This window comes from Asticcacaulis sp., assembly GCA_024707255.1.
GTDB lineage: Bacteria > Pseudomonadota > Alphaproteobacteria > Caulobacterales > Caulobacteraceae > Asticcacaulis.
In genome coordinates this window covers 197,565-215,788 of the sequence record JANQAC010000002.1, presented here as the reverse complement: position 1 = coordinate 215,788, position 18,224 = coordinate 197,565, and the positions used below count along the sequence as shown (strand labels likewise).

General features: G+C 57.6%; 16 protein-coding genes. 9 read left to right on the top strand and 7 right to left on the bottom strand.

The genetic code is table 11. The annotated features are described in order from the left end of the window. Positions 1-205: 205 nt before the first annotated feature. Positions 206-1,240: a GDP-mannose 4,6-dehydratase gene (gmd, locus tag NVV72_12240; protein ID MCR6660061.1), complete on the bottom strand. Its 1,035-nt coding sequence runs from the start codon at positions 1,238-1,240 to the stop codon at positions 206-208. Between the two features lie 248 nt (positions 1,241-1,488). Here gmd and NVV72_12235 point away from each other — a divergent pair, with 248 nt between their 5' ends. The 9 genes from NVV72_12235 (at position 1,489) to NVV72_12195 (ending at position 12,343) form a co-directional block, all read left to right on the top strand. Then, positions 1,489-2,061, top strand: a complete 573-nt coding sequence (locus NVV72_12235) for an acyltransferase (protein ID MCR6660060.1) — start codon at positions 1,489-1,491, stop codon at positions 2,059-2,061. A 277-nt stretch (positions 2,062-2,338) separates the two neighbouring features. Next, positions 2,339-7,372, top strand: a complete 5,034-nt coding sequence (locus NVV72_12230) for an FkbM family methyltransferase (GenBank protein MCR6660059.1) — start codon at positions 2,339-2,341, stop codon at positions 7,370-7,372. 8 nt (positions 7,373-7,380) lie between these two features. Further along, complete coding sequence (locus NVV72_12225; GenBank protein ID MCR6660058.1) at positions 7,381-8,361, top strand: hypothetical protein; 981 nt, start codon at positions 7,381-7,383, stop codon at positions 8,359-8,361. 196 nt (positions 8,362-8,557) lie between these two features. Beyond that, entirely contained in the window at positions 8,558-9,340 is a 783-nt protein-coding gene (locus NVV72_12220; GenBank protein MCR6660057.1) for an ABC transporter permease, read from the top strand. A gap of 17 nt (positions 9,341-9,357) precedes the next feature. After that, complete coding sequence (locus NVV72_12215) at positions 9,358-10,110, top strand: ABC transporter ATP-binding protein (GenBank protein ID MCR6660056.1); 753 nt, start codon at positions 9,358-9,360, stop codon at positions 10,108-10,110. 13 nt (positions 10,111-10,123) lie between these two features. Further along, positions 10,124-10,531: a hypothetical protein gene (locus tag NVV72_12210; protein MCR6660055.1), complete on the top strand. Its 408-nt coding sequence runs from the start codon at positions 10,124-10,126 to the stop codon at positions 10,529-10,531. Positions 10,532-10,557: 26 nt separating this feature from the next. Then, positions 10,558-11,037, top strand: coding sequence for a hypothetical protein (locus NVV72_12205; GenBank protein ID MCR6660054.1), 480 nt, complete (start codon positions 10,558-10,560; stop codon positions 11,035-11,037). Beyond that, a complete protein-coding gene (locus tag NVV72_12200) occupies positions 11,031-11,330 on the top strand; it encodes a hypothetical protein (protein ID MCR6660053.1) in 300 nt (99 codons plus the stop codon). The genes NVV72_12205 and NVV72_12200 overlap by 7 nt, the downstream gene beginning before the upstream one ends. An 11-nt stretch (positions 11,331-11,341) precedes the next feature. Continuing rightward, positions 11,342-12,343 carry a CDP-glycerol glycerophosphotransferase family protein gene (locus tag NVV72_12195; GenBank protein ID MCR6660052.1) on the top strand — a complete coding sequence of 334 codons (1,002 nt, stop codon included), beginning with the start codon at positions 11,342-11,344 and terminating at the stop codon, positions 12,341-12,343. A gap of 20 nt (positions 12,344-12,363) precedes the next feature. On the opposite strand, the gene NVV72_12190 is transcribed toward NVV72_12195, so the two are convergent. The 6 genes from NVV72_12190 to NVV72_12165 all read right to left on the bottom strand — a co-directional run bounded on the left by NVV72_12190 (position 12,364) and on the right by NVV72_12165 (position 18,140). Beyond that, entirely contained in the window at positions 12,364-12,891 is a 528-nt protein-coding gene (locus tag NVV72_12190; GenBank protein ID MCR6660051.1) for a hypothetical protein, read from the bottom strand. 1 nt (position 12,892) lies between these two features. Continuing rightward, a complete protein-coding gene (locus tag NVV72_12185) occupies positions 12,893-13,687 on the bottom strand; it encodes an inositol monophosphatase family protein (GenBank protein MCR6660050.1) in 795 nt (264 codons plus the stop codon). Further along, complete coding sequence (locus NVV72_12180; protein MCR6660049.1) at positions 13,688-14,413, bottom strand: hypothetical protein; 726 nt, start codon at positions 14,411-14,413, stop codon at positions 13,688-13,690. It lies immediately after the preceding gene. Between the two features lie 6 nt (positions 14,414-14,419). Next, positions 14,420-15,022, bottom strand: a complete 603-nt coding sequence (locus tag NVV72_12175; protein MCR6660048.1) for an SIS domain-containing protein — start codon at positions 15,020-15,022, stop codon at positions 14,420-14,422. A 24-nt stretch (positions 15,023-15,046) separates the two neighbouring features. Next, positions 15,047-16,084, bottom strand: coding sequence for a Gfo/Idh/MocA family oxidoreductase (locus NVV72_12170; protein MCR6660047.1), 1,038 nt, complete (start codon positions 16,082-16,084; stop codon positions 15,047-15,049). Between the two features lie 256 nt (positions 16,085-16,340). Further along, positions 16,341-18,140 carry a hypothetical protein gene (locus NVV72_12165; GenBank protein ID MCR6660046.1) on the bottom strand — a complete coding sequence of 600 codons (1,800 nt, stop codon included), beginning with the start codon at positions 18,138-18,140 and terminating at the stop codon, positions 16,341-16,343. Between the last annotated feature and the right edge of the window lie 84 nt (positions 18,141-18,224).

Below are 18,224 nucleotides of genomic sequence, written 5' to 3'. Positions count from 1 at the left end.
CGATACGGACCGGGTTTTCAGGCGAAATCGACCGGAGATCGGCATCGAAAATGGGCTCGTTGTCCGTAACGAAATAAACCTCATGGCCTCGGCGGGCCAGACAATAGCCTGCAATCAGGGCATGATACCTCCCGCCGGAATAAACGCCGGCAGGGCAGGTACTGAATATGGCGATCCGCATGAACCTTCGATCCCGTTCAGCGCTCTAGAAGGAAGCGCCCGCCTTGTTACGTCGCAGATCCGCTTCCACCATCATTTCGCAGAGCGATTCCAGACTCGTCTTCGGCTCCCAACCCAGTTCGCGGCGTGCCTTTTCCGGGTCGCCGATCAGAAGTTCAACCTCTGCCGGGCGATAGAATTTCGGATTGATGCTGACCAGAAGCTTTCCGGATTTAGTGTCGATGCCGACCTCGTGCTCGTCCTTGCCCTTGAATTCCAGTTCAAAGCCCGCGGCCTTGGCTGCCAGGGACACAAAATCGCGGACGGTTTCGGTCCGATTGGTTGCCAGGACGTAGGTATCGGGCTTGTCAGCCTGGAGCATCATCCACATGCCCTCAACATATTCCTTCGCAAAGCCCCAGTCGCGTTTAGCATCGAGATTACCCAACTCAAGCACATCCAGCATCCCCAGCTTCAGCTTGGCCATGCTGTCGGTAATTTTGCGGGTGACGAATTCACGGCCGCGCAGGGGGGATTCGTGATTGAACAGGATGCCGCTGCAACCGAAGATATTGTAGCTTTCACGATAATTGACCGTCATCCAGTGCGCATACAGCTTGGCGACACCATAAGGACTGCGCGGGTAGAAGGGGGTGGATTCAATCTGGGGCACGGCCTGGACCTTACCAAACATTTCGGAGGTCGATGCCTGGTAGAAACGCGCCTGCGGATTGACGATGCGAATGGCCTCAAGCAGGTTGACGCAGCCAATACCGGTGATGTCTGCCGTTGTCAGAGGTTGCTCGAAGGACACGCCGACAAAGCTTTGTGCCGCCAGGTTATAGACTTCCGTGGCGCCCGATGTCTGCATCAGGCGAATGCTGGAAGACAGGTCGGTGAGATCATACTCGACCAGATGCAAATTCGGATGGCTGGCCACGCCTAGTTCTTCCAGTCGCCAGAAATTCACCGAACTGGTCCGGCGATAGGTACCAAATATTCTGTAGCCTTTTTCCAACAGGAGTGCAGTCAGATAGGCGCCGTCCTGGCCGGTAACTCCGGTAATGATCGCGGTCTTCATAAATGGTCCTTAAAAATGGAAAGACGGCAAACAGGCGCCATCCGACGGCCCGCCCTACCGCAACAGGAATTTCCTAAAGGAGTTCAATAAGGGAAGTCAACCATCACGAAAGGGATTTAGTGTTTGCAGCCGTCAGGCAAACTCCTTATCAATTCGCCCATATACGGCATGGATATGGATCGAAGCCCTAACCTTGCGGCTTTATCGGAGCATTATCCTGCTGCCGGAATTCAGATGGGAGAGACAGCTTGCCAATTACGGATAATGGAAAAGGTAATATCGTGGAAGGCGAGGTCTCGGACAGGCTCGACGTAAAATTCAATGCCGATGACTGCCGCCTGATACTGCCAAATAGCAACCGCATCGAAGGAAGCATCGAATTTTACCGTCCGAATCAGACCGTGCAGATTGGCGAAGGCACGACCGGCAAGGTCATGATCTACATGAAGGGTGCAGGAAACATCATCACCATCGGTGAGCGCACCAAGATAAATAATGTCCTTTGGGCAAACCTTGCCGAAACTGGATGCGAAGTCACGATAGGAAATGATTGCCTGATTGGGAGCGCCAAGTTCCGACCATCGGATTCCCACAAGATCTTCGACACGAATACGGGCGAACGCATCAATACCCCCAAACCCATTATTGTTGGCGACCACGTCTGGCTGTCGGAAGAGATCAATATCCTGAAAGGCGCTCAAATCGGCAGCGGAAGCGTGGTAGGTTCAAGAGCTGTCGTATCAAATGCATTTCTCCCTAACAGCCTGCTGGCCGGCGTGCCCGCGCGCGCGATCAGGGATAATATACGCTGGGAAGAATAGTCTTCTCGCATCATTCGCATTTGCACTGACCAGACCTGCACTTGACGCCTGGTTGACCACTATGACTTAGTGGCAAACGAACGATTGGACGAGCCAGCAAGACAAGCTCTGCCACCAACACCTTCATGCCGAAACTGCCACGCCACTCAGACCTGATCGAGAAAATGACCGAAAAAAGCCCGCCGCTGACAAAAAAACGCTTATCTCAGCCGCCCGTTCCATTTTCCGCTCAAACCAGAAGGCTGATGCCGACGCCATTCTGCCCCCCCGGGTAGCTGTGTCAAATATCCGTCAGGCCGAAGGTGGCAATCTGATCGTGAGCGGCTGGGCCCTGACGAGCGCCTCGCGCTGGCTGCTGACCTTTCACGATCAGGACGACAAGTCGATCAATGGCGAAGTCAGAAAAGGCATCCCACGTGCCGATGTCGCCAATAATTTTCCGCAATATTACAATGAAGCCGCTGGCTGGGAATTCGAAATTTCAAGCGGGACCTTCAAAAAGCTGAAAGAGATAAAGGCGCAGCTGTTTACCGAGGATGGCAGCGCCAGCTCAATCCATAAGGTCGATGCGGGCAAGGTCAAGCCTTTACCAGGCCAGCCCGTTGTAACTCAAAAGGCATTGCCTTCACGCCTGGCCATTTCCAGAATTGAAATCGACAACCGCGCTGATGAAGCGATCATCAGCGGCTGGGTTTTGACCGAAGCCGATCGCTGGTTCATCACCCTGCGCAACCAGCTGGGCCAGGTGCTGAATGGTCGCTTGACCAAGGGTATTTACCGGGCGGATATCGCTTACAAGATGCCGCAATATTTCGACGAGAATTCCGGCTGGGAATTCCGTGTTCCGCTCAGCGAATATCGCTCGGTCGAAAAATTGACAGCCGAATTGATGACCGACGCCGGCACGGTAAAGGCTCATAAGGACATCGACCCGCAACAGGTCCGTCAGGTCAATGCCGCCCAAGCCCCGCGTTTTGCCCTCTCCAGCGCCCAGGTCAATGAGCAGGGTGATACTCTTACCCTGTCCGGCTGGCGGCTGGTCAGCGGCGGCCGCTCCCTTATCATCGTCCGGGATGCGAATGGAAATGCAATAGACGGCGAGTTCACCTATGGCCTGCGCCGAAGCAATGTCGCCGCGCGTTTCCCTTCCTTTTACGATACGCATAGCGGTTGGGAGTTCAAGGCGAAGGTGGGAAAAAGCCAGCGCACACCAACCATTACAGCCGAATTGGTAACCGAAACGGGGAATATCGCTACCAGCAAGGAGGTCAACTGGCCCAAGGTCGTGGAAAAAAACACTGCGCCCCCCGAAGCCAGTGCTATTTCCATTGTCACCGCACAGTTTAATCCCCAGCGTCGTCATATTCTGGCCGAAGGCAAACTCGAGCGCGGACTCTCGGTCTCAGCCGTTGAAATCACCAGTTCGGCCGGGCGTATTTTTTCGCAAACGCACCTCAAAAGCCTGCCCACCGGCAAGGATGGACTGCGGCGATGGCAGTTTCAGACGCCTTGCAGTGGGCTTGAAGAGGGCGAAAGCCTGATTGCGGCTGTGAAATCAAAGGGCGACAAGGCGATCAGGCTGATTGAGATAAAAGAAACAAGCGCCTTCAGCAAACTGTCACGGCCAGCCAGCCTGGCGCCGGACAAACCGCGTTTGGTGGACATCGAAACCGAGGCCACGCTTGCTGCTGCCGAAGCTTTTGCTACGTCGGTCGAGGCCAGGCCAGCGCCTCTGAAAACTTCGCCCGGCACGGTGACCTATTTCCCGCCCTTCGCGGCTGCCGCCGACCTGACAAACCATTATCATCGCGCTGCCTGGTATCTCACCGGCGCCGGCCGATCCATTGAACAGGTCACAATGGCGCTCCGGACACCGGACCTGAAGGTTGGAGAAAAGCCGCCCTATTTCGGCGATGCTATGGCCGATAACGGGAATATCCGGCTGATCGATGCAGACGACGCCTATTACGAAGCGCTTGTCCGTGCCCGCTTGATCTTTGTCTGGCAGGCCCTGCCCGCCGAAGCCCTTGCTCGCCTTCGCAAACTGGGGCCCGGCTGCCAGGTAATGACGGTGGGTACGGACGACCTTGAATCGACAGAATATGGCAATTACTGCCGCGCGCAATGGATGGCGCTGGGCAAGCCCGAACGCGATGCTTTGCTCGCCGACAGTCAGGCAAAATTCCGGGCACGTCTTGAACAGTTGCGCGCAGAAGGCAAGGAAGCGGCCGTCGTTTTCGGCACCGGTCCCTCAATCGACAAGGCTTTCGATTATGATTTCTCGAAATGCCTGACCGTCGTCTGCAATACCTCGGTGGCCGATGACGAACTGCTTGATCATATCAAACCGGCCTTCGTCTGCGCCGGCGACGTGGTCAGCCATTTCGGCGTTTCCGCCTATGCCGAACGTTTCCGCGCTGATCTGGTCAAGGCGCTGAAAGAGCGCGACCTGCTGTTCTTTACCAGCGCTGCTTTCGGCTTTCTGCTCTCGGCCAAATTCCCGGAAATCAAGGACAAGATCATCTTCTGCGACCAGCGGCACCAAGGCGCCAATATCGATCTGGACGCCATCTGGTCCCTGCCCAGGCTCGACAGCACGCTCAATATCCACATGCTGCCGATCGCCGCGACCTTCTCCGACCTGATCTTTGTTCTTGGCTGTGACGGGAAGAACCCGGATCCTGAAAAGAACGAGGATTTCTGGGCGCACTCGGCCAAGACCCACTATCACGATCTCGTCGATACCGGCCATCAGTCACACCCGACCTTCGACGCCCGCCGTCAGACCTCGACCTTCTCGCGCTATCTGGATTCTGCTGAGGAGTCCTGTCAGGCGGGCGAACTGGCTGGCAAGATGTATTTCAGCCTTGAGCCGTCCTTCACGCCGGCCCTAAAGGCGCGCCCTGTGCCCGGCCATTTCATGAAGCCGGTCAAGGGCAAGAAACAACTGACGCGACAGTCGCAGGCGAAGCTCCAGGTCGTAGATAAGCCGCTGCGCGTGCTGATTGTCAGCAAATGCGCGCCCCACCTGTTTTCGGGTGGCCGTTATCACGCCGCCATGATCGCCGAGGCCCTTGCCCAGCGCGGCCATGACATCGTCATGTGGTTCGACAACAAGCCCTACTGGTGGTCCTATCTGGCGTTAAATCCCAATCATGACCGTATTCGCTTCTGGATCAATGATTTCGACGAATCCCCCGCCGAACGGTTCGACGTCGTCTTTGTCATCCCGGACAGTTCTTCGGACCCCAAGGCTTATATGGCCGCGCTGGAATGCGCGCAGTTCAGTAATGCCAAGGTCATCCTGTTGAATTTTGAATCGCCCAACTGGTACAATGAATTGTCGCCGGAGCCGCGAGATCCGTCATTGTGGACCTTCTGGCATACAACCTCCACATTCAGCGACGCCATTCTGTCTTCTGCCAGGGAAAGTACGCGTTATGCCCTGGACTATTACGACACAGTCCAGCCGCATACCGTGTTCGTTGACGCGCCGCCTTCCATAAACACCTATGCTGCCGATCTGGTGGCGGGCCGTCACATCGAACCCAGGAAACAGGTCATTTGCATCAGCCGCTTCGGCTCTTTTGCAAAACACAAGAATATTGATGCCGTCCTCAGGCTCATCCCCTCCGAAATGAGCGGCTACACGCTGGCACTTGTAGTCGGCACCGCCCCGCTGCCTCCGGCTGATGAACTGGAAGCGTTTGAGAACAAGTTGAAGCGCAAAGGTGTGAAGCTCAGGATTCTACATGGTATTTCCGACGTCGAAAAATTCGAGGAAATCGCCAAATCGAAATTGATGATTTTTCAGTCAAGCTTTGAAGGCTTTGGCTATCCGCCGATCGAAGCGCAGTATATGGGCAGGCCTTGCGTGGCTTTCGACCTGCCCGTGCTGCGCGAATTCAGCGAGGGAAATATCAGCTTCATAGAGCGCGGAAACTACCGCGCGTTTCGTGATGAGGTCGGCCGTATATTGACAGATTTCACCCCGCAAACCTATGTCGGGCTGAAAGCAGCGATCGCCCCAACAGCCGCTATTCCGGCTTTTTCTGACCGTCTTCAGTCCATTCTGGACACACTTGCAACGACCTCCGATCTGGCGGTGGACGCCTATGACGAAAGCGCATTCCATACGCTTTGCGAAGCGCACAGGGAGGCGCTGAAACTATCAGCCGAGACACCTGCTCACTCTTCGCAGTTGCCGCTGCATATTGTCCAGCCGGAGGTTACGCCTGAAAATGTCGATATGGCGGATGTGCGCAAATATGTCCGCGCCGCATTGCAGAAGGCGCCAGACGACACGCCGCTGGAATTGATCGAGCTCATTTCATCGACCGTAGAACCCGGTCGTCTCACCCCTGTATTGAAAAACGGCCTCAAACCGGAAACCTGGCTACAGCCCGATATCTTTACGGCTGCCGCTTCGGTGGAGGATGCAGCGCAGCGGATGACGGCGGCGGCGGCGGCGCGATCGCTTCTGGCAAGCTGCAACTGGGCGCTTCCCCGAACCTTCGATCGCAGTCTCTTTATGGCCAATGCCATAAACATGTGCCAGACATATGACCAAACCCTGGGTTTGCTGCGCCGGCAATTGCGTAACAAGGAGGGTTTGCTGGCCCTGAAGGACGCCAGTCTGCGGCCGGCGACCGAGCAGGATCTGCCTGTTCTGTTTGATGAAATCATCCTGCGCCGCAGCTACTACTTCGCCACCAATAATCCGGCGCCCTATATTCTCGACGGCGGGGCAAATTTCGGCCTGGCTACATACGGCTTCCTGCAGCAATACCCCGATGCGCAGATCGTTGCTTTCGAGCCCGGCCGCGCCGCCGCCCGGGCTCTGAAAGAAAATGCAGAAAACAACGGCTGGCGCAATGTCACCGTCCGGCAGGTCGCCCTAGCCGCAGAGGAAGGCGTGGCCTATTTCAACGAACCCCAGCATATGTCCATGGGCGGTTCGCTGACAAATCGCCTGAAGGACAGCGCCTATGCCATGGACTCCTACGAGGTGCCGACTATCCCCCTCAGCCGCTTCATCGACCGGCCGGTCGATCTCCTGAAACTGGATATTGAAGGCGCCGAAATGCCGGTGCTGGAAGAAATAAGGAACCATCTGGACAAGGTGCGGCGCATTTTTATCGAGGTTCACGCCACCGAAGGGCATAGCTCGCTGGAGTCGGTGGATCATGTAGTCCGCCAGCTCTCCGCCGCCGGCTTCGGGTGCTATTGCGAACCGGCCAAGGCGAGCGCCTCGCTTAACAAGTTCAACAAGAATGGCGCCGGATCCTATGTCGTCTGGGCAGCGAAATAGAAAACAGCATGACCGGCGGTGATGACCTCCAGCGATTGATCGAGACTATGTTTGTCGACAGCCTCAACATGTCCTTTCCCCTGCAGGGACGGAAGTGGCTGGCCCTGCTGGAGGAGGACCGGTGCTTCGGTCTGCGGATACGGCCCAATCTCGATCTCGATCGAACGCATCTTGGGTTTACCTTTTCCTCCAATCATCTCGGCCTGCGCGGACCGTGTGCAACTGCGGGCCCAGGCGTGATATTCGGCACCTCCTACGCCATGGGCTTCGCGGTTGATAACGGACTTAACTGGTACGATGCCGCCGTCTTCAATGCGCAGTTCCTGAATCTCGGGCTGCCCGTCGGCTTACGCCAGATGCGGGAGATGCTCGATCAATATTATACTGGCCGCGGCGACGTGGCAGTTTTTCTTTACCACCCGAATATCTGGACTTTTTGCGTCGATTTCGCGCGCTGGCAGGAGAGCAGCCAGCCTCTATTCAGCTTTATGCGCTGGCAGACCAATCTGGAGACGGCGCTTGAAAAAAGCCTGGCCAAGGTCAGGGCCACAAGCTTAACCAGGGTGGAAGGCCAGATCATTGAGATGATCGATGGCCAGCCTTACCTGCTGAATCCCGGCTATGCACCCTTCAACCCGGACAAATTCGCAGGCAGTTACGCCGAAGCAACGGGCGACTTGCAGCGAATCTGCCGTCGTTTCAAAAAGTTCGCCGTTATCCGCATCCCGATGAAAGAAGAGTTGGCATCCAAACTGACAGGACTTGAAGCCCTCGGACGGCTGACTGAAAATCACCTTGCCGGCTGGGCTCATTTCAAGGCTGAAATCGGCAGGGCCAAGCCTGATGCAGTGTTCTATGATGATCTTCCACTGACATTAGCCCATTACCATCCCTGCGATACGCACTGGAATGCTGATGGTAACGCCTGCTTTCAGAACTACCTGCTTTCGCATCCCATCTCAGAGCTATGGCCAGAAACGGAGGGATGAGACTTTGCGGGAAGTTTTTATGGACGAACACGGAACAGGTCTGTAAGAGGAGACACTTGCAACGCGGCTGGGGGAGCATTAACGCGTGGGGTGGCAAGTGGTTTCCGGGTGACAAGGATTTGTGCGCTTGCGAAGAAATTACTCTGTGGCATAGAAGGACGTGCGGAGATAACCGCTGCGGAACTGGACAGGATTGATGTTAAGTAAGGCTATAAAAGACGTCACCGAGGCGTTGAAACTCTATCATGTCTGGACATATCAGGCGTATCACGAGATCTCATCGAAATATAAACGCACCTTCCTGGGATCGCTATGGATTTCAGGCCAGCTTGTGGCGACGTCGATCGCCCTGTCACTGGTGTTTGGCGGTATTTTCGGCACAACCCTGAAAGAAACCATGCCCTATATGATGTGCGGCATCATGTGTTTTGGCCTGGTCGCTTTTGTCATGACCGAATCGGTCGAGATATTCATGGGCGCCGGCAACATGATCAAGAACCACGCCAATCCGTTCAGCTATTATGTCCTGGAAGCCGCCGCCAAAACCTTTTTCCTGTTCCTGCACAATGTCGTTGTGTTCTACATAATGATGCTGCTGATAGGGGCCATTCAGTTCCCGCATCCATCTGTCCTGCTGAGCATCGTGGTTGTACTTGTCACGATGTTTTCCTGGGGCACGGTTACAGGGATGCTAGCGGCGCGTTTCCGTGATATGCGGTATCTGCTGCCCTATCTGGCCCACATCATGTATTTCATGACACCCATCTTCTGGCGCATGGACCAGCTCCATTCCAGCCGCGCCAAATATGCGCAATGGAACCCGTTCTACGGATTGGTGGAAATTCTCCGCTCTCCGTTGCTGGGTCACGAAGCGCCGGCTCATTGCTGGACGCTGGCCCTGATCACCATGATATCCGGAGTGGTTGTCTGGATGCTCGTTTTTGGCGCATGGCGCCGCCGCATTCCCTTCTGGCTGTAGATTGGTTCCGAACGCTCATGTCTGAAATTCTCAGTTTAAACTCGGTCGAACTGGCCTACCCCATCTATTCCATCCGCGCACAGTCCCTGCGCAACACCATCGCCAGCCTCGCCGTTGGTGGCAAATTGCTGAAGGATGGCAAGGACGTCATTCACATCAAGGCTCTTTCCGGCGTCACATTCACGCTAAAGGAGGGCGATCGCCTGGGCGTGGTCGGACATAACGGCGCCGGCAAGACGACGCTCCTTAAAGTCATCGCCGGCATTTATGAGCCTGATCGAGGCCACATACAGATTAACGGTCGCACCACGTCAATGATCGATGTCGGTCTTGGGCTCGACCGTTCGCTGACGGGGCGCGAAAACATTATCACCATGGGCCGGATGCGTGGTTTTACGACCAAGCAGGTTCTGGCCAAGATGGAAGAAATTATCGATTTTTCCGAGCTTGGTCCTTATATCGACCTGCCAATGAAGACCTATTCCACCGGTATGGGGGCGCGTCTGGTCTTTTCCGTCGCAACCAGTCTCGATCCGGACATTCTGGTTATGGATGAGTGGCTGGGCGCGGGGGACGCATCTTTCGTCAAAAAAGCGGGCGATCGCATGAAGGACATACTTGGCCGCGCGAGATGTCTGGTCCTGGGCAGCCATAACTTCAATCTTATCCGCGACACCTGCAACAAGCTGGTCGTGCTGCATAACGGCACGCAGATTTACTTCGGCGATACGGCTTACTGGGACTTCAAAAACTTCCGGGCGAAGGAATAGGACAAACTACCTCATGCTGGGGCTTGGGTTAAGCCGATTTCTGCCGCCGAATGTGCGCGCCGCCCTCACCAGCCTGGTAACAGATGTTGTCAGCGGCCGGCTTGGCGCCAATCCCCGCACCCGGGCGCGCGTCTTCAGAAGCTGGCTGCCCTGGCTGGTTTTGAGGCCGCCTGTTCAGGTTGTCAAAGAGGCCGTTTTCGATCTCCAAAGCCGGCGCTTACGCATTTCCGGATGGATCTTGCACGAACGCGCGCCGCATATCAGCCTGCGCGACCTGACCACTGGCGAAGTCATAACGCGGACGACAGACAGGCTGCCAGAGGTCGAAACAGCGCTTGCTCAATCCGATGGCATATTCGTGCATTACGGCTTTGAAATCGGCGGCGTCATCTCCCCCAGGACACCTCCCACGATGCGATAGCGCGGCAATTAAGCGAAAATGGCTACTTGCTCGATATTCAGATAGCCGGCAGGCGTTTTGAATTGCCTGTGCCGCCCGTCGAACTTCACGGTCTTGTCGACTTTTCGGCGTTTGATTCGCGTTATGATCCGGCATGGGATTTGTTGTGGGTGCGGGGGGCGTTTGTGGCCTGGGGGCATCGGCTGTCTTTGATCGAGGCGTGGCAGGGGGATCGCCTGCTCGGCGAAGGCGGGGTCAATATCAAGCAGTTCCGCCACGGCGAAACCAATACGGGCTGGCGGTTCGAACTGTTGCTGGATGCGCCTTTGGACGCGGGCCTGCCGATCGATATCCGCGCCACCCTGGAGAATGGTGCGCGCATCAGCCTGGCGATTCCGGTGCCTGAGGTGTCGGCGGCGGCCCCGCCGGCCGCGCCTGGCGGGGACCTGTCCGCTACGGCGCCGAGGCGGCGCGGGCGCGGCTGCTGGGCGTCCTGCCGCCGCCGGCGCGGCCGCGCGTTTTGCTGATCATCCACAATCTCGATGCCGTCGACCGCCCGGAAAAGGCCCATGCCATAAAGAGCCTGCGCGACGAACTGCGCCGCCAGGGCCGGGAACTGGTAGTGCTGCACCATTCGCCCCACGCCATTCCCAGTGCCAATCCTGAAGACCCCCTGCCGAGATCAACTTCTTCGATGGCGCCCTCGATGGCCTGGCCCGGACGGCGTGGGACAGTGACCCGGCGGCCGCGGCCGGCCTGTTTCCGCCGGCGGCCCGGCAAAGGGCGGCGCGGGCGCTCTACGGCTTCTACGCGACGCTGAACCAGTCGCCGGTGGCGCTGGAGCGCTGCCTCGACCAGATCGACGACGAGGCGCGCAAGGTGCTGTATGTGATGCAGCAGGTGAAGCCATCGCTGGTCCTGTTGTGGCACCAGTGGAATTCGCTGATGGAGGTGGGGCGGACCCTGGCCAATGCCCTGGCGATTCCGAGTGCCTACCTGCACGAGGGCATGGTGCCCAAGACCCTGACCCTGGATGCGAAGGGGATGATGGCCGAGGCATCCTGCGTGGGTGTGACGCTGAAGGCGACCCGGGCCAATGCGCCCTGGCTGGAAAAGGCCGGGGCGGTGATCAGCGAAATCCGCGACAAGCGGCTGGATCGCAAGCCGCAGTCGGGGCTGTCGGTGATGGGCGCGGTGCGGGCGCGCGCCGATGCCGAAGGCGCGAAGCTGGTCTTCTATGCCGGCATCAATGACTGGCATTCAGGCAACCTGCCGCGCGACGGTCGGTCTCACCTGCACTCGCCTGTCTACGAGGATACGCAGGACGGTCTGGACGCGCTGGCGGCGCTGGCCGAGGCCAATAACTGGCTGATCCTGTTCAAGCCGCATCCGAACCTGTATCCGCAGGCGGCGCATCCGCATCCGCGCGTGGTGGTGGTGCGCGAGAGCAATGTGCTGGACTGCCTGCTGCTCAGCGATGTGACAGTGACGATCCTGTCGTCGGTGGCCTATATCGCGCTGGCCAATGACCGGCCGGTGGTGCTGATGGGCCGCAACACCCTGTCAGGCTCGGGCAGCGCCTATGAGGTCACCGCGCGTGAGGGCCTGGCCGATACGGTCAATGCCGCCCTGGCGCACACCGGCTTCGACGCGCACCGCCTGGCCTTCCGCCGCCATATCGCCGCCCTTCTCAGGGATCACCTCTACGCCTACGATCCAGCAGATACACTCGCCGCCTTGACACATGAAGAAGCCACCAATCAAATGATGAGAATTGAAGCTCTCTACCGGAACGAAACAGATCACGAGAAGAAATTGAAGCCGGCAAAATAGAGCCCTTTAAACAATTCCTCTCAAACGATAACTGAGCGGGCTGGAAATACTTTTTTTCCGGCCGGGACATCAAAATTGACAAACGCATTCGGCGCAATCACGACGCCGTCTCCTATGGTCACGGCTCCAATAACCACAGCACCGGTCAATATCCTGACATTGTTTCCGATATTAGGCATCCCGCCCTTGGAAACACCAACGGTAACATTCTGATTAATATGAAAATTTTCCCCAATCTTTGCAGCCATCACCCAAGTTGAGTGGCCGTGCTGAATACGAAACCCAGGGCCGACCTCCATATTTCCAAAATATAAATCATTCGCTCGACGCATTTTATTGCATACCCTTTGCCTATGGCCGGCTGAGCGAAAGCGAAAATCGACAAGACTCCGAAATTCCGGATACTTTCCAAACAATGCCGTAAAGGCCGGATCCAATTCGAAGGATTCCTTATTACGCCACTGCCACCACGAACGAATATCCGCCATCAGCAGCTCATCTGACTTGATAAGGTGCCAGATATCTTCACTTATTTCTGCTGCGTCCATTTTAATTCAGCACCTGCCTCAGCATATCCGCCGCGTCTCTGGATACGCTCGGGTGCGCCGCCAGGCTGCGTTGCTCCCGGATGGTCATCATCTCCGAAGGCGATCGCCAATTAGCGCTGTCCGATGCTGCCGACCAGATGCCGCCCGCTTCGCGCACAATCAGACCACCCGCCGCTTCGTCCCAGACCTTCGCTTCGATCGAGGCCACGGCCGCCAGACCGCCGCCGGCAACAAAGCACAGGTTAAGCGCCTGGGCGCCAAGATTGCGTATCTTGCCGATCTTCCGCATACCTGAATAGGCTTCGGCATGGCCAGCCATCAGCGCGTCAAGCAGGCCGGTGGAAAGCACGATCAGTTCGCTCGGCTTCGCCTGCGACAGATCAAGCTTCACGCCATCGCGGAAAGCGCCCTGCCCGCGCGCCGCCGAATAGGTGACGCCATCGGCCACGGAAGCGACCGCCGCGATGCGCGGTCCGTGCGCATCGACCAGAGCCACCGAAATGCCGACAAACGGAATGCGGCACATCAGGTTCATGGTGCCGTCGATCGGATCGACGATCCAGTAGCCGTCCAGTTCGCCGGTTTCTTCGACCGCACGCTCTTCACTCAGCACGGGCGTATCGGGAGTCAGGGCCGACAGCTTTTCGGCGAGGAAGGCATCGACCGCCAGATCAACATCGGTGACGTAATCCTGCGCTGCCTTGAAATCCGCGCGCGCCGGCGGCGCCTTCCGTGCCAGTGTCATGGCCTCGCGCAGTATGGCTTCGAGCCCGGCCTGTATGGCTTTGTCGTTCATTCAGGCTTCCAAAACGCTGGCCGTAAAATCGAGCACGACTTCGTCATTGAACAGGACGCGCACATGCGAGCCCGGATCGAAGGCGATGCACTTGGTAATGCCGCCGGTCGCCACCCAGTCACCGGCTTTGGGATGGAAGCCGGTCTCGGCCGCCAGGGCGCGGAAATCATCCAGACACGCCTGGGGCATGGCCACCAGATCTGCCAGGGTGCCGACCGAGGCAATTGCACCGTTGATTTCCAGCGTAAAACGGGCCGTATCAATGGCACCAATGGTTTCCACCATACGCTCAGCACCAAGAAGCAGAGCACCGGCCGCGCAGCGGTCGGCTACCAAGGCGGCCACGCCGGCTTCCAACAGATTGGTGATCGGTGAGGATGGCATTTCCAGGCAGACACACCAGGCATCGAAACCCTTGCCATCAGCGCCTATGCGCAGCCCCACCTCGACCTCGCCTTTTATCTCGAAGAGCGGGAAGCCCGGCGCCACGGATGGTTGCGACAGGATTTCCGTGCGATCAATGGCGCCGAAATAGCCACGCGTGACATTGAATGCCGCCTGACTGCCGAAATTGGTGCCGCCGAGCTTCCATGCGCCCCAGCGTTCAGGCTCGCGGCTAATTTCCCCAGCCATACCGGCATAGGCATCGGCCAGTGACGCGGGGGTGGTATCGCCCCCAAGCGCCACAGCACTGAGGGGCGATCTTTCCTGACGCAGATAGGTCACCAAAACCTACTTCAGTTCGTAAGCGCGGGTTTCGTAGACCGACTTGCCGATGACATAGTCGATCGTCCCGGTCAGCCACATGCCGTGCAGATTTTCCACCACGTTGTAGGCATCCGAATCCGCCCAGAAGGCGATGTCGGAAAGCTGCTTCAGCGGATTGTCGCTCGAACGGCCGGTGAAGGAAACGACCTTCAGGCCGCGTTCCTTGGCATATTTGGCGGCATTGACGACCGACGGCGAGGTGCCGGACACGCTGATCAGGACGACGACATCATTATCGTCTGCATAGTGCTCGACGGCCTTGGCGACCCAGTGATCGAAACCGAAATCGTTAGCGAAGCAGGTCATCAGGTTCGGATCGTGGAAGGTGACGCCACGAACCTTGCCTTGTTTGGTGAAGTCGGTGGCACCGTGCTCGGCGCATGAGGCCGAAGCACCGTTGCCGGAGAACATCATCTTGGCGCCATTGGCGCGCACCTGAAGCGCCAGGTCGGCGAATTTCTGGATATTGGCGGCCACTTCGGCATTGTACATCAGCTTGGTGTACTGCTCGAAATAGGGAGCGAGGAAGGCATCGGCATTGGCCGGGGCAGCGGTATCAGCGGACATGGGTATCTCCAATCTTGTTTATTATCAGGCGTCGGCGTCAGCGTTGAGACGCGAATAGAGTTGTGGTGCGGTATGTTTTTCCTGGGCATAGACGGCATCGATAACGCGCATGACGCGCAGGGCGCTTAAGGAGTCGCCGCCATGGCCTTCCGGCGCGCCCGTCCTGATCCAGTCGGCGAATATCTGTGCTTCGCGTTCCCAGCTCGTATCCGTCTCGAAAGTTTCGGACGATTCTTCCGCCCAGGTGGCGGCCGGTGCATGGCTGCGGTTGCGCGCCACGACAAGCTGTTCGGCGCCATAGGAGTTCGAAGACGTCTTGAGGCCGTTGAGCACCATATAGCCGCGCTCCATGAAGACTTCGAGCGAGAACAGATGGCGCCATTGAACCATGGTGGAATGCAGGGAGGCCGCAAGACCGGTCTTCGAATTGCGGAACATGGCGAAGACATTGTCCTCGATGCCCGGAATATTCCAGTATATGCTGGAGACCATGGCCTGGACCTCGTCGAATTCGCCGCCGAGATACATGAACAGGTCGAGCATGTGGATGCCCTGATCGAGCAGGATACCGCCGCCGGCCAGTTTCGGATCAGCGCGCCAAGTGCTGAGATAGTTCTCATCAACCGACTTGCCGTAGCGACCGCGCATCCACAGGATGCGGCCATGATCGCCCTCATCGACGATCTGGCGCATCTTGACAGCCGCGCCATGGTGGCGGTGGTTGAAACCATACATCAGAACCTTGTTGGCCTGGGCCTCGACCTTGCGGATTTCCTCGACGCCGGCGGCATTGAAGGCGGGCGGCTTTTCGCACAGGATATGCTTGCCGGCCTTGAGGGCGCGAATAGTCATTTCCTGATTGAGCGAATTAACGCAGCAGATAAAGACGCCGTCAATGGTCGGGTCGTTCAGAATGGCGTCAACACTGTCGACGCGCAGATCTTCCGGCACCGGGTCAGGGCCAAAACCGTAAATGGCCACGACTTCGCCAATGCCGGTCTTTTTCACCGCCTCGTGACGAATTTCCCCCATCTTGCCGTAACCGATAATCCCAAATCTCATTCTGCCTCACAAAAACTATCACGCAGCCAAACCGCGCTCACCTGAAACGAGCGAATATTACGGTTCAGGCCCTGCAAAAAAATCCCCCACACCAGGGCGGTGACTGCGGCACACCGCGCCTGACCACCTTCGGCCTTCCAGCGTTAACGTAGCTTGCCATCAGGTGCAATTCGTTTTTCAAAAAAGTACAACCACGAATGAGGGCATTGCACGTGCTGAGGTCTTGCCGATACCCTGTTGCAATTGCTACATTTTTTTAACGCATCTCAGCGATCATATCTGGCAGGTCCATTCGCTGGAAGATCTCCAGCCGCCCACCGCGGGTCGCGTTGACGATGCGACCACCGTCCAGTTCAAAAGCAATGCGGGCATTCAGAAAGCCTGTTGCGATGTCCGCCCAAGATGGCGGATGCCAGGGCCTGTCGCCACGGTAGTTCGGGATAAAGTGATTGCCGTCATTGACCGCCATCACGCACCCGCCCCCGCCCCCGCCCCCAAGATCATCACTCAGCACCGTATTGAAACTGTAATCCATGCCGTAAAGCCTTACGTCGCGCAGCCCCATATACCAGGCCATTTGCAGCGCCACGAAGACCGACGAACCGCCTACAGACACAAAATGCGCGGGGTCAGTGGAAAAGACCGGCAGAGCGCTGTTTCCGGGCGTCAGGGCCACAAAACGCCCCCGCAGGTGCGACAGAGCCTCACGCGGACGGCAGAACAAGGGCAGACCGCTTGAGCGTTCGATTATTTCCTGACCGAAATCATCGACCATCTGGGCATCGGCGGAAACCACATAGTCTTCACGCAGGGGATGGTCCGCATAACTGAGATAGAACCGGTTGAATGCGAAGACCACATCTCCGGCCGGGATCGCTTCAAGGTCTTCAAGCCGGACGCTCGGCCCGTTGCCGATAATCCATGCTGCTCTCCCGCGGTGTATGTCTCTCAGGGCCGCCAGTTCGCGTGCAGGTCGATGCGGCCCTTTCAACTGAACCCGCGACAAGGTCAGCGGTCGCTGCACAGGCACAGGCACCCCCGGCGCTATTGGTGTGATCCATATCCTGTCGCCAGGCAACTTGTCATGCGCCGGCTGGATATCCCGATCCGGCAAGGGTATCCGGAAGGGAATGGCGCTTAATGACAGGTCGGCCAGGCTGCACCCCTCTGCCATATGGGCCTGGCCCACGATCGCGCCCTGACAGGTCAGTTGCCAGTCGCTCCCGGCTCCCGCCCCGACCCAGAAGGCACCGCTGATCTCCGCCCCGTCGAGGGCGAGGGCCGCCACTTCAAGCCCCGCCAACTGAATGGCATCGCGGCGAATGACCTGTTCTTTTACACAATCTGCCCCGCTGTAATGCCGGATCGTCAGGCTGAGCGGCAATGATTCCGGCGCGCAGATCGTTGCCGCCCTGACTTCGGGGCCGGAAGACCGAACCCTGGCCAGTTCGGCGCTCTCATCTCCCAGTACCCGAACCTCATCAACCCTTTCATCAAGAGCCACACGGATCATCAACAACCGGGCGGCGGCGTTGTACGTGACCTGCACCGGGGAAGGCGGTGCCGCCGGCTCAGATCCCGCTGCATCGTTTGACGGAGGCGCCGTTACCAGCGGTGGCTCCTCCGGCAGGGAGGGCAAGGACGTAACGGAATGACTTGAAATCAATTTATAGAGATGTCTCTCGATACGTTCGACGAATGACATACCCGATGTCTGCGTTATCTCCCGCACATCACCCTGATAAGGCTTATACACCATATGAAGCAGAATCGGCGCCCCGCCGCCGGATTCATCATCGACCGCGTACTGATCAATACCGGCCACATCCATCAGCACCCCATCCATCCGGTAGATATTCAGTTTCAGGCGTGAGGTGCTGGCCTGCTCAGGCGATATGGCCAGCCAGACCGACCAGGTTTCGCCGTTCTGGAACGGACAATTGAAGACCTGGGCGTCATTGAGACGAAAGCGGGCGTCAGGCGCGGCCCCCTGCCCCAGATGCGCAATATGCTGGCCACGGGACGCACCAGGAACGTCCCGAAAAAGCGTTGGCACTTTACCGGCGCGTTTATGACAGGACGCCATTCCAGGCCGGTCAGGCGCAGGGCCAGGGTACGGCGATCCGCATTGAATCCAAGA

What these genes read in the sequence shown, in the direction of transcription:
- NVV72_12185 (MCR6660050.1), bottom strand. Translation starts at nt 13,687, where the DNA reads ATGAACGACAAAGCCATACAGGCCGGGCTCGAAGCCATACTGCGCGAG.
- NVV72_12210 (MCR6660055.1), top strand. Translation starts at nt 10,124, where the DNA reads ATGCTGGGGCTTGGGTTAAGCCGATTTCTGCCGCCGAATGTGCGCGCC.
- gmd (MCR6660061.1), bottom strand. Translation starts at nt 1,240, where the DNA reads ATGAAGACCGCGATCATTACCGGAGTTACCGGCCAGGACGGCGCCTAT.
- NVV72_12190 (MCR6660051.1), bottom strand. Translation starts at nt 12,891, where the DNA reads ATGGACGCAGCAGAAATAAGTGAAGATATCTGGCACCTTATCAAGTCA.
- NVV72_12220 (MCR6660057.1), top strand. Translation starts at nt 8,558, where the DNA reads ATGTTAAGTAAGGCTATAAAAGACGTCACCGAGGCGTTGAAACTCTAT.
- NVV72_12215 (MCR6660056.1), top strand. Translation starts at nt 9,358, where the DNA reads ATGTCTGAAATTCTCAGTTTAAACTCGGTCGAACTGGCCTACCCCATC.
- NVV72_12225 (MCR6660058.1), top strand. Translation starts at nt 7,381, where the DNA reads ATGACCGGCGGTGATGACCTCCAGCGATTGATCGAGACTATGTTTGTC.
- NVV72_12170 (MCR6660047.1), bottom strand. Translation starts at nt 16,084, where the DNA reads ATGAGATTTGGGATTATCGGTTACGGCAAGATGGGGGAAATTCGTCAC.
- NVV72_12175 (MCR6660048.1), bottom strand. Translation starts at nt 15,022, where the DNA reads ATGTCCGCTGATACCGCTGCCCCGGCCAATGCCGATGCCTTCCTCGCT.